Below are 11,460 nucleotides of genomic sequence, written 5' to 3' on the forward strand. Positions count from 1 at the left end.
GAGGAGCTGTCGAAAAACGCGGGCGAGGCCGCAAGCGAGGCCGAGACCCTGCGCGGGCGCGAAGCGCTTGCCCTGTCCGCCGCGGCGGACAGCCGCGCCGAGGTCGCGGCCCTGCGCTCGACGCTTTCGGAAATGGACGAGCGCGAGAGCGCCATTGCCGCCGAGCAAGAGAGCGGGGAGGCCCAGCTTTCCGACACGCGCAAAAGCGCCGCGGAGAACCGCAAGGCGCTCGAGACCGCGCAGGAGGAGGCCGACGCCATCCGCAATATCATCGCAGGCCATACGATGAAGATGCAGGGGCGCGTCGAGCGCGAGAAGGAGACGGGCGAAAAGCACGTTTCCCTCACGATGGAAATGAACAATTTAGACTCCCGCATCCGCCTGCTCAGCGAGATGGAAAAGGAGTACGAGGGCTTCAACAAGGCGGTGCGCACGGTCATGCAGGCGTCGGAGCGCAAGGCGCTGCGCGGCGTGCGCGGGCCGGTCGCCAATTTGATGAAGGTCGATAAAAAATATGCTGTCGCGATCGAGATCGCGCTCGGCGCGGGATTGCAGAACATTGTCGTTGAGCGTGAGGAGGACGCGAAGAGCGCCATCCAACTCTTAAAGCAGCGCGACGGCGGACGCGCGACGTTCCTGCCGCTCTCGTCGATCCGCGGCGAGGCGTTGCGCGATGCGCGCGTGCAGAACGAGTACGGCTACGTCGGCCTTGCAAGCGAGCTGGTGGAATACGACCGCGAATATGACGGCATTTTCAAAAACCTGCTCGGCCGCACGGTCGTGGTCGAAGACCTCGACTGTGGTATCACGATCTCGCGCCGGTTTTCGAACGCGTTCCGCATCGTGACGCTCGACGGTCAGGTCCTGAACCGCGGCGGCTCGATGACGGGCGGCTCGATCTCTCGCAGCGCAGGCATTCTGAGCCGCGCAGGCGAGCTGCGCGAGCTGACGGCGCGGCGCGGCAGCCTTGCCGAAAAGCTCGACCTTGCCGCCAAGGCCGCCGAGGACGCCAAGCGCGAGCTTGCCAAAGCGCGCTACGAGCTGGAGGTCGCACAGGGCCAGCAGCGCGCGGCGGAGGACGCCGTGCTCAAATTGCAGGGCGATAAAAATCATTATGACTTATTGCTCTCGTCGCTGCGCGAGCGGCTCGAGAGTTTGGATACCGAGCGCGAGACCATCGCGCGCCGCCGCGGCGAAGTGAAGCGCGTGGCGGAGGAAAAGGAAGCGCTCGCGCTTTCGCAGGAGAAGGAAGCGGGCGAGTTGCGTGCACAGGCGGAAAAGAGCCTTTCCGGCCAGAGCGAGCTGCTGCGTTCGACCTCGCGCCTCGGCAACGAAATCGCCGAGAAGAAGAGTGCGCTCGCAGGCTATGCCGCCGAGCGCGAAACGACGGAAAAGTCGCTCACGAGCTTGGAGGGCCTGCGCGCCCAGATGCAGGGCGACGAGCAGAGCAGAAAAGCGCTCATCGAGCAGTACAGGGCCGCGAGCGAGCAGTCGCAGCGCGAGATCGGCACACATGAGACTGAGATCGCCGCGCTGAGCGGCAAAATGACGGAAAAGCGCGCCGAGCTCGAAGCGCTTTCCAAAGTGAAACTCGCACTTGAAGCCGAGCGCAGCCAGAGCGACCGCCGCGGCCGCGAGCTCAACGAAAACGTGCTCAATGTCGAGCGCAGCGTCAGCAAGCTTGAACAGAAGCGCGCGACGAGCGCGATGGAGGAGCAGGAGATCCTCGACAAGCTGTGGGAAAACTACGAGCTGTCGCACTCCGCCGCGCAGGAGCAGCGCATTGAATTAGAGAGCGTCGCTAAGGCGAGCCGCCGCATCGGCGAGCTCAAGCGTGCCATCAGCGGTCTTGGCGCGGTCAATGTCGGCGCGATCGAGGAATTCGAGCGTGTGAACACGCGCTACACCTATCTGACAGAGCAGCGCGACGACGTGGAAAAGGCAAAGGGCGAGCTCGTCGGCGTGATCGACAGCATCACAAGCGAGATGACCGTCATCTTCAAAGAGCAGTTCGCGCTGATCCGCGAGAGCTTCCAGGAGACGTTTTTGGAGCTGTTCGGCGGCGGCAAGGCCACGCTCGAGCTCGAGGACGAGAACGACGTGCTCTCCTGCGGCATCGAGATCAAGGTCCAGCCGCCGGGCAAGGCGCTCAAGACGATCACGCTGCTCTCGGGCGGCGAAAAGGCGTTCGTCGCCATCGCGCTGTATTTCGCCATCCTGAAGGTTCATCCGACGCCGTTCTGCGTCATGGATGAGATCGAGGCGGCGCTCGACGAGCCGAACGTGGTGCGCGTGGCGAATTACATGCGTCGCATCACGAGCAAAACGCAGTTTATCGTCATCACGCACCGCCGCGGTACGATGGAGGCAGCGGACGTCCTTTACGGCGTCACGATGCAGGAGCGTGGCGTGAGCAAGGTGCTGACGATCAATATGAATGACATGGCGAAGGAACTCAACATTAAGGAATAAAGCGCGAGGAGAAACAAATGGGTATTTTTGCAAAGATCAAAAAGGCGTGGTTCGACACCATCGTGTGGGAGACCATCGACGACGAATTCTATGACGAACTCGAGGACAGCCTCATTATGGCCGATCTCGGCGCGACGGTCGCGCACGACGCGGTGAAAAAGCTGCGCGACGTCGTGTACCAGAAGAGCATCCAGCGCGGCGACGACGTGAAGCAGGCGCTGCGCGAGATCCTCATCGAAAAGCTGAACGTGGGCGACACCGCGCTCGATCTGTCGACCAAACCGAGCGTCGTGCTGGTCATCGGCGTGAACGGCGTGGGCAAGACCACGTCCATCGGCAAGATCGCCCACCGTCTGAAGGGCGAGGGCAAGCGCGTGCTTTTATGCGCGGCGGACACGTTCCGCGCGGCGGCGGCAGACCAGCTCGAGATCTGGGCAAACCGCGCCGAGTGCGAGATTGTCCGCTCGGTCGAAGGCGCGGACCCCGGCGCGGTGCTGTTCGATTCGCTCGCTGCGGCGAAGGCGAGAGGTGTCGACGTCGTCCTCTGCGACACGGCGGGCAGACTTCACAACAAGGTGAACCTGATGAACGAACTCTCGAAGCTCCGCAAGATCATCGACCGAGAGCTGCCCGACGCCGCGAAGGAGACGCTTTTAGTGCTCGACGCGACGACGGGGCAGAACGGATTGCAGCAGGCCAAGGTCTTCCGCGAGACGGCGGGCCTGACGGGCATTATCCTGACGAAGCTCGACGGCACGGCCAAAGGCGGCATCTGCGTCGCCATTGCGCAGGAGCTGGGCGTGCCGGTGAAGTACGTCGGCCTCGGCGAGGGCATCGACGATCTCCAGCCGTTCAATGCAGAGGAATACGTCAAGGCACTGATCTAAGACAAAAAAGCATAAGACTCGCGAGACAATAAGGAGACGAATATGGAAATCACTTCTGTTTGCCCCTATTGCGGAAAGGAAATGCGAGATGGAGCCATCCCTGTCTTGCGTGATATTTACTGGTGTCCAAGAGGTGAGGACGGCATGCTCAAAGACGGATTTGGCGACGAGAAGGAACAGGTCTGGCTTGGCAGAGCGGGGCTGTTCGGCGGCGATACGCCCGCACGCTACTGCGAGAGCTGCAAAGCGGTCATTATACCCGTGTCGGAGATCGAGTGGCCGCTCGATAAGCTCGACAAAAAGTTCACGGCATGGCAGGAAAAGATAAGCGCGCAGCGCGAAGAGCGCAAGGCGCAGCGCGAGGAAGAAAAGCGGGAAGAAAAAAGCAGGAAGAGACGGGAAAAAGACCCGTGGGAGGTTTGACGATGAAATTTGTTTTGGCAACGCAGAACCCCAAAAAATTGAAGGAAATGAGCGCTATTCTGGGCGAGCTCGGCGTGGAGGTCGTGTCGGAGGCCGACCTCGGCGTAAAGATCGAGGTGGAGGAAACGGGCGAGACCTTTGCCGAGAATTCGCTTCTCAAGGCCAAGGCCGTCATGGAGGCGACGAAGCTGCCCGCCATCGCGGACGATTCGGGATTGTGCGTCGACGCGCTGAACGGCGGCCCGGGCGTTTACAGCGCGCGCTTTGGCGGCGAGGGGCTGGATGACACCGGCCGCTACCGTCTTCTTTTGCAGATGCTGCACGGTCAGGCCGACCGCCGCGCCCACTTCCACACGACGATCACCTGCGCGTTCCCGAACGGCGACGTCTTGCAGGACGACGGCGAGGTCGAGGGCACGATCGCGTTCGCGCCGATGGGCGAAAACGGCTTCGGCTACGATCCCGTGTTCTTCGTGCCTGACAAGCGAAAGACCTTTGCACAGCTTTCGGCAGAAGAAAAGGCGGAGATCTCGCACCGCGGCAAGGCACTGCGGGCATTCAAGGAAACGCTCAAGAATTATCTTGCGGAACATCAATAAAAAAGGATAAGGAAATACTATGGAATTAAGCAGCAAACAGCGCGCCTATCTGCGCAGCCTTTCCAATGACCTCGACGTGATCGTTCACATCGGCAAGGATGGCATCGGCGACAACCTGGTCAAGCAGGCGAACGATGCGCTGGAGGCGCGTGAGCTCATCAAGTGCCGCGTGCTCGAAAACAGCATGCTCACCGCGCGCGAGGCGTGCGACGAGCTGAGCGCCTTGACGCGCAGCGAGCAGGTGCAGGTCATCGGTACGAAGTTTGTGCTCTACCGCCCCTCGCACAAAAAGGACAAGAAGGACAAGATCGTGCTGCCCAAGGCAGCGAAGAAGACCGTGTAAAAGAGAAAAAGAGGTCGAACAAACTTGAAGATCGGAATTTACGGCGGCAGCTTCAACCCGCCGCATCTGGGTCATATGGCCGCGGCCGAGAGCGCGGCAAAATATCTGGGGATCGATGAGCTCCTGCTCATCCCCGCCGGCATCCCGCCGCACAAGATGCTCTCCGCCGACGCGGCGGGGGCGGAGGACCGCCTTGCGATGACGCGCCTGATGGGCGAGCAGATCGCGCTCGACACGGGCGTAAAAGTCACGGTCTCCGACATGGAGATCATGCGCGAGGGCAAGAGCTACACCGCGGACACGCTGCGCATCCTGCATGAGCAGCGCCCCGACGATGAGCTGTGGCTTCTGATGGGGACGGACATGTTCTTGACGTTCCAGTACTGGTACAAGCCGGACGAGATCGTGCAGTATGCGGGCCTGTGCGCCTTTGGCCGCACGGAAAAAGACGGCGAGGAGCTTTTCGCCCCGCAGCGCAAGTACCTCGGCCAGCGCTTTCCGGGCAGCCGCATTGTGACGATGACGCTGCCGAACCTTGTCGATGTCTCGTCGACGGAGCTGCGCGCGCGCATCCCGAAGAGGGAGACGGATGGGCTTCTGGCCCCCGCGGTACTGGGATATATTTACCGCAAGCATCTTTATGGAACAAATCTCGATTTAAAACGTCTAACCTTAGAGGATCTGAGACCCATCGCGCTCTCCTACCTCAAGGCCAAGCGCATCCCGCACGTGCTCGGCACCGAGCAGACGGCCAAGGCGCTCGCGGAAAAATACGGCGCAGACGTCGAAAAGGCGCGCTTTGCCGCGCTTCTGCATGACTCGACCAAGCGTCTTTCGATGGAAGAGCAGCTCGCGATGTGCGAGCACTACCACATCGCGCTCGACGAGCTGGAACAGCGCGCGCTCAAGCTGCTGCACGCCAAGACCGGCGCGGCGCTCGCGCGCGACGTGTTCGGCGCGGACGACGAGATTTACAACGCCATTCTCTGGCACACGACGGGCAAGGCAAACATGACACTTCTCGAAAAGGTCATCTACCTTGCCGACTACATCGAGCCGAGCCGCGACTTTGACGGCGTGGAGGACCTCCGCAAGGTCGTGTGGGAGGATCTGGACAAGGGCCTTGAAATGGGCCTTGCCATGACCGTGGAGGAAATGGAGCAGATGGGCAACCCCGTTCACCACAACACACTGCAAGCGCTGGAGTATCTGAGAGGACATACCCATGAGTGATCAAAGAGAGATTTACGAGAGAGACAGGGAAGACCCCTATTACGAGGGGCGGCACACGCACCGGAAAGAGGGCTTTTTCGAGCGCAACTGCGACGAGGCCTGGGAGCAGGTCAAGGAGACCTTTTCCCACCCAGGGAGGCTCTTTGCCAAGGTGCTGCTCATCGCGCTGCTGTGCGGTGTGGTTGCCGGCGGCAGCTATCTGCTGAAAATCCGCGCGCCGGAGCTGCCGAGCAAGGACACTGACAGCAAGAATAACAATAGTGAGCAGATCGACGGTATCGACTATGGCGACGGCGTACGCCCGAAGGCGGGCGGCGAGCGAAAGAGCAAGGATTTCTACACCGTGCTCATCCTCGGCCGCGACACGGGCGGCGGCGGCAACACCGACACGATGCTGCTCGCGAGCTACGATGTGACGAACCAGAAGGCGACCGTCATGTCCATCCCGCGCGACACGATGGTCAACGTCCCGTGGGATATCAAGCGTATCAACTCCGTCTACAACTACTACGGCGGGGGCGAAAAGGGCATCAAGGCGCTTTACAAGGAGATTTCTCAGCTCGTCGGCTTTGAACCGGACTATCAGGTCGTTGTCGAATGGGACGCCGTCGGCGAGATCGTGAAGGCCATGGGCGGCGTCTATTACGATGTGCCGCGCAACATGAACTACGACGACCCCTATCAGGACCTGCACATCCACCAGACGAAGGGTTACCGGCTTCTCAGCGGCAGCGACGTGATGCAGGTGCTGCGTTACCGCCACGACACCGACTCGCGCTACGGCTACGCCGACGGTGACCTTGGCCGCATCAAGACGCAGCAGTCGCTTTTAAAGGCGATGACCGAGCAGCTTTTGCAGCTCAAGAACGTGACGAAGATCGGCGACTTTGCCCGCGTGGTGAAAAACAACGTTACCTCCGACCTGACGTTTGAAGAAATGCTGTGGTTCGGCTCGCAGGCCGTCATGGGCGGGCTCAAGATCGAGAATGTCAACTTCGTCACGATGCCGAACACGAACAAATCGTGTTACAGCCGCGCGTACCACAGCATGCAGTCTTACGTGACGCCGAACGCGCAGGAGCTGCTGGATCTCGTCAACAACGAGCTCAGCCCGTTTGTCGAGAAGTTCACGATGCGCGACCTTGACATCATGTCCGTCAACGCGGATGGCTCGGTGTCCTCGTCCACGGGACATGTGGAGGACAGCAAGGCCGCCCAGCCGCAGAACCACCATTCCTCCTCCGGCTCACAGACCGGCACAGGGGACAGCGGCACGACGACCGACCCGGGTACGGCCACCGATCCCGGCAATACCGGCGACAACAGCGGCGCGACGGTCGACCCCGGCAATACCGGTGACAACAGCGGCGGTACGACCGTTGATCCCGGAAACACTGGCGATAACAGCGGTACGACCACGCCAAGTGAGCCCACCACGCCCGTCGACCCCGTGACGCCGACCGACCCGGGTACAGGCGAGAGCGGAACGACCGGCGACAACAGCGGCACGGCCGGCAGCGACGAAATGCCGGAATGGCTGCGCCCGTAACGTAAAAGAATAAAAAAGATTAAAAACTCAAAATAAGAAAAGGAGACCCTCTATGTTACCTTCCAGAGAATTGGCCGAGATTGCCGTCAAGGCACTCGACAGCAAAAAGGGTAAGGAGATCAGACTCATTCGCATCGACAAGATCACGACGCTCGCGGAGTACTTTGTCATCTGCACCGGCACGTCCAACACGCAGATCAACGCGCTGTGCGACGCGGTGGAAAAGGAACTGACCGAAAAGGGCGAGGAGCCGCTGCACCGCGAGGGTTACCGCGGCGACACGTGGGTCCTGCTCGACTACGGCTGCGTCGTCGTCCATGTCTTCAACGACGAGGCGCGCAAGTTCTATTCCCTCGAGCACCTGTGGGCCGACGGCGAGGAAGTCGACCTGAGCGCCATCCTGCCCCACGCCGAGGAAAAATAACGCTTGACAAGGCGGGACAAAACGCCTAAAATAGTTATGCTGAATTTATGCAAAACGCGATGACGGAGCAAAAAGGCGCGTGATTTTCACCTGAAGAGAGCCGGCGGTCGGTGCGAGCCGGTGGGAAAATGCGCGTGGATGACTCACTCCCGAGCAGTCCGCCTGAAAGGGCGGAACGGTCGCCCCCGTTACGGGCAAGGCTATGAAGCCGCTGAGGGCTCACGGGAAACCGTGCGCTGAATCAGGGTGGTATCGCGTAATGTGTTCGTTACGTCCCTGACCGTTTGAAAAACGGTCAGGGACTTTTTTCGCATCAAAATACTATTTCACATAAAGGAGAAGATCCATGAAGTACGATTTCGCAGCCATTGAGAAAAAATGGCAGGACAAGTGGGAGCAGGTAAAGCCCTACGCCGCCGTGACGGGGGACAAGCGCCCCAAGTTCTACGGCCTGATCGAATTCCCGTACCCCTCCGCCGCGGGTCTGCACGTCGGCCACCCGCGCCCGTTCACGGCGATGGACATCATCTGCCGCAAAAAGCGCATGCAGGGCTACAATGTCTTGAACCCCATCGGCTTTGACGCCTTCGGCCTGCCGACGGAGAACTTTGCCATCAAGAACCACATCCATCCCGCCATTGTCACGCAGCAGAACATCAAGAACTTCACCCGTCAGCTCAAGATGCTCGGCTACGGCTTCGACTGGGACCGCGTGATCGACACGACCGACCCGCAGTATTATAAGTGGACGCAGTGGATCTTCCTCCAGCTGTTCAAGCACGACCTTGCCTACAAGACGACGATGCCCGTCAACTGGTGCACGAGCTGCAAGTGTGTGCTGGCCAACGAAGAGGTCGTCGAGGGCGTGTGCGAGCGCTGCGGCGCGCCCGTCATCCGCAAGGAAAAGAGCCAGTGGATGCTGCGCATCACGAAGTATGCCGACCGCCTGATCGACGATCTCGACGACGTCGACTACATCGAGCGCGTGAAGACGCAGCAGCGCAACTGGATCGGCCGCTCCACCGGTACCGAGGTCACGTTCAAGACCAACACCGGGGATGATATCACCGTTTACACCACCCGTGTCGATACGCTGTTCGGCGTGACGTACACGGTCATCTCTCCCGAGCACCCGCTGCTCAAGAAGTGGAAGGGCATCATCAAGAACTGGGACGAGGTCGAGGCATATCAGGCTGCCGCCGCCCGCAAGAGCGACTTTGAGCGCGGCGAGCTCAACAAGGATAAGACCGGCGTTCGCCTCGACGGCATCGAGGTCATCAACCCCGCGACCGGCAAGGTTGTGCCGATGTTTGTTTCGGACTACGTTTTGATGGGCTACGGCACCGGCATCGTCATGGGCGTTCCGGGCCACGACCAGCGCGACTGGGACTTCGCCAAGGCGTTCGGCCTGCCCATCGTTGAGGTCGTCGAGGGCGGCGACATCACGAAGGAGGCCTTCACGCTCAAGGATGACACCGGCATCATGGTCAACTCCGGCTTCTTAAACGGTATGACCGTCAAGGAGGCTATCCCCGCGATGAAGAAGTACGCCGTCGAGCAGGGATGGGGCCATGAAAAGGTCAACTACAAGCTGCGCGACTGGGTCTTCTCCCGCCAGCGCTACTGGGGCGAGCCCATCCCCCTCGTCAACTGCCCGAAGTGCGGCTGGGTGCCCGTGCCCGAAGAGGAGCTGCCGCTCGTCCTGCCGCAGGTGGACAGCTACGAGCTGACCGACGACGGCGAGAGCCCGCTCTCCAAGATGACCGACTGGGTCAATACCAAGTGCCCCAAGTGCGGAGGCCCCGCCAAGCGCGAGACCGACACCATGCCCCAGTGGGCGGGTTCTTCGTGGTACTTCCTGCGCTATATGGATCCGCACAACGACCAGGCGCCTGTCTCTCACGAGGCGGAGCAGTACTGGGGCCCTGTGGACTGGTATAACGGCGGCATGGAGCACACCACGCTGCACCTTCTCTACTCCCGCTTCTGGCACAAGTTCCTCTACGACATCGGCGTTGTCCACACGAAGGAGCCCTATGCCAAGCGCACGAGCCACGGCATGATCCTCGGCCAGAACCCGCACTACGTCGGCAACGTCTCCACGCAGGAGGAGAAGGACGCGCTGATCGCCAAGTACGGCAATCAGGCGCTGCGCCCGGCGGTCAAGATGAGCAAGTCCCTCGGCAACGTCGTCAACCCCGATGATGTCGTCAAGGCTTACGGCGCGGACACGATGCGCCTTTATATCATGTTCATCGGCGATTTTGAAAAGGTCGCCACCTGGTCGGACGATGCCGTCAAGGGCTGCAAGCGCTTCTTAGACCGCGTGTGGAACCTCGCCGATCAGGTGACGGACGAGGAGGGCGTTTCCGAGAAGAATGCGCCCATCGTCCACAAGACCATCAAGAAGGTCACGGACGATATTGACACGCTCAAGATGAACACTGCCATCGCCGCCCTCATGACTATGGTCAACGAGTTCTATTCGAATGGTCTCAGCCGCGGCGACTTTGAGGCGCTGCTGCTCATGCTCTCTCCGTTCGCGCCCCACATGGTCGAGGAGCTCTGGGAGCAGAAGGGCTTTGCCGCCAAGTACGAGGGCAAGATGGCGATGCAGTGCGCGTGGCCGGAGTATGACGAGAGCAAGACCGTCGCCTCCTCCGTTGAGATGGCCGTTCAGGTCAGCGGCAAGTTCAAGGGCACGATCATCGTCCCCGTGGACAGCGATCAGGATACTGTTGTCGAAGCGGCGAAGGCGAGCGAGAAGGTCGCCAAGGCCATCGCCGGCATGCAGATCGTCAAGGTCATTCACGTCAAGAACAAGCTCGTCAACCTGATCGTGAAGCCCTGCTGAGCGGAATTTCGGATTTTTTCAAAAATATGAGGAAAGATTATTGACAAGCCGTGATTTTTCTCATATAATACCACCGTTAGTCATGTGAATGACTCTTAAAGAGCGCCCAGGATCAAGCCGGGTGTATCGGAGGGAGGGAAAACATAAATGTCCGAGATCCACGTCAAGGAAGGCGAATCTCTCGACAGCGCGCTCAAGCGCTTTAAGAGAAGCTGCGCCAAGGCCGGTATCGTGGCGGAGGTCCGCAAGAGAGAGTGCTATGAGAGCCCCAGTGTCAAGCGCCGCAAGAAGAGCGAGGCCGCCCGTAAGAACCGCAACAAGCGTTATTACTAATTAGTTCAGAAAAAGACCTGCCATGTCGTGGCGGGTCTTTTTTCGCGCCCACAGGGCGCGGGAGGGGTGCAGCCCGAAAGGGCTGCTTCTTTATTTCTCCCGCAGTGTGCGGGAGCTCGCAGTAAGGGGACCATTCTCTCACGTGAGAGAATGGCCCCCTTGGACCCCCAAGAGAACGCGAGGGGAGTACCCCTCGACCCCCAACATTGGCAGTTTATAGCTTGAATGACTGCACGCGCTGCGCAATGTAAGTGCGGTGTACATGGCTTCGCCATGAATCCCTGCGAGTCGCGACCTGACAGCAACCGCGCCTTACTGTCGTGAGGCGCGAGTGACGTTTGCT

General features: G+C 60.2%; 10 protein-coding genes and 1 other annotated feature. All 10 genes read left to right on the forward strand.

Annotated features, from left to right (window positions below; all coding sequences use genetic code 11):
• Positions 1-2,472, forward strand: a 2,472-nt coding sequence (smc, locus tag NI20_RS0111795; protein WP_033121596.1) for a chromosome segregation protein SMC, incomplete at its 5' end; no start/stop codon positions are given.
• Between the two features lie 17 nt (positions 2,473-2,489).
• Entirely contained in the window at positions 2,490-3,359 is an 870-nt protein-coding gene (ftsY, locus tag NI20_RS0111800) for a signal recognition particle-docking protein FtsY (protein WP_033121597.1), read from the forward strand.
• Between the two features lie 42 nt (positions 3,360-3,401).
• A complete protein-coding gene (locus tag NI20_RS0111805) occupies positions 3,402-3,782 on the forward strand; it encodes a PF20097 family protein (RefSeq protein ID WP_255358021.1) in 381 nt (126 codons plus the stop codon).
• A gap of 2 nt (positions 3,783-3,784) precedes the next feature.
• Entirely contained in the window at positions 3,785-4,381 is a 597-nt protein-coding gene (locus NI20_RS0111810) for an XTP/dITP diphosphatase (protein WP_033121599.1), read from the forward strand.
• Positions 4,382-4,400: 19 nt separating this feature from the next.
• Positions 4,401-4,724 (forward strand): YhbY family RNA-binding protein, encoded by a 324-nt coding sequence (locus NI20_RS0111815; RefSeq protein WP_033121600.1) that lies wholly within the window; start codon positions 4,401-4,403, stop codon positions 4,722-4,724.
• A 24-nt stretch (positions 4,725-4,748) separates the two neighbouring features.
• Positions 4,749-5,957, forward strand: a complete 1,209-nt coding sequence (nadD, locus tag NI20_RS0111820) for a nicotinate (nicotinamide) nucleotide adenylyltransferase (protein WP_033121601.1) — start codon at positions 4,749-4,751, stop codon at positions 5,955-5,957.
• Positions 5,950-7,506, forward strand: coding sequence for an LCP family protein (locus NI20_RS0111825; RefSeq protein WP_052084654.1), 1,557 nt, complete (start codon positions 5,950-5,952; stop codon positions 7,504-7,506). Before nadD ends, NI20_RS0111825 begins: the two co-directional genes overlap by 8 nt.
• A 52-nt stretch (positions 7,507-7,558) precedes the next feature.
• Positions 7,559-7,930 (forward strand): ribosome silencing factor, encoded by a 372-nt coding sequence (gene rsfS, locus NI20_RS0111830; RefSeq protein WP_033121602.1) that lies wholly within the window; start codon positions 7,559-7,561, stop codon positions 7,928-7,930.
• A gap of 50 nt (positions 7,931-7,980) precedes the next feature.
• Positions 7,981-8,211: a binding site (T-box leader), on the forward strand.
• A 65-nt stretch (positions 8,212-8,276) separates the two neighbouring features.
• Complete coding sequence (gene leuS / locus NI20_RS0111835) at positions 8,277-10,784, forward strand: leucine--tRNA ligase (RefSeq protein ID WP_033121603.1); 2,508 nt, start codon at positions 8,277-8,279, stop codon at positions 10,782-10,784.
• A gap of 147 nt (positions 10,785-10,931) precedes the next feature.
• Complete coding sequence (rpsU, locus tag NI20_RS0111840; RefSeq protein ID WP_033121604.1) at positions 10,932-11,117, forward strand: 30S ribosomal protein S21; 186 nt, start codon at positions 10,932-10,934, stop codon at positions 11,115-11,117.
• The last annotated feature ends 343 nt before the right edge of the window (positions 11,118-11,460 follow it).

Origin of the sequence: Oscillibacter sp. ER4 (assembly GCF_000765235.1) — a bacterium.
GTDB classification, from domain to species: Bacteria; Bacillota; Clostridia; order Oscillospirales; family Oscillospiraceae; genus Hominicoprocola; species Hominicoprocola fusiformis.

Excerpts from the sequence above, each read along its gene's own strand:
- rsfS (WP_033121602.1), top strand. The coding sequence starts at position 7,559 with ATGTTACCTTCCAGAGAATTGGCCGAGATTGCCGTCAAGGCACTCGAC.
- ftsY (WP_033121597.1), top strand. The coding sequence starts at position 2,490 with ATGGGTATTTTTGCAAAGATCAAAAAGGCGTGGTTCGACACCATCGTG.
- NI20_RS0111810 (WP_033121599.1), top strand. The coding sequence starts at position 3,785 with ATGAAATTTGTTTTGGCAACGCAGAACCCCAAAAAATTGAAGGAAATG.
- rpsU (WP_033121604.1), top strand. The coding sequence starts at position 10,932 with ATGTCCGAGATCCACGTCAAGGAAGGCGAATCTCTCGACAGCGCGCTC.
- NI20_RS0111805 (WP_255358021.1), top strand. The coding sequence starts at position 3,402 with ATGGAAATCACTTCTGTTTGCCCCTATTGCGGAAAGGAAATGCGAGAT.
- NI20_RS0111825 (WP_052084654.1), top strand. The coding sequence starts at position 5,950 with ATGAGTGATCAAAGAGAGATTTACGAGAGAGACAGGGAAGACCCCTAT.
- leuS (WP_033121603.1), top strand. The coding sequence starts at position 8,277 with ATGAAGTACGATTTCGCAGCCATTGAGAAAAAATGGCAGGACAAGTGG.
- NI20_RS0111815 (WP_033121600.1), top strand. The coding sequence starts at position 4,401 with ATGGAATTAAGCAGCAAACAGCGCGCCTATCTGCGCAGCCTTTCCAAT.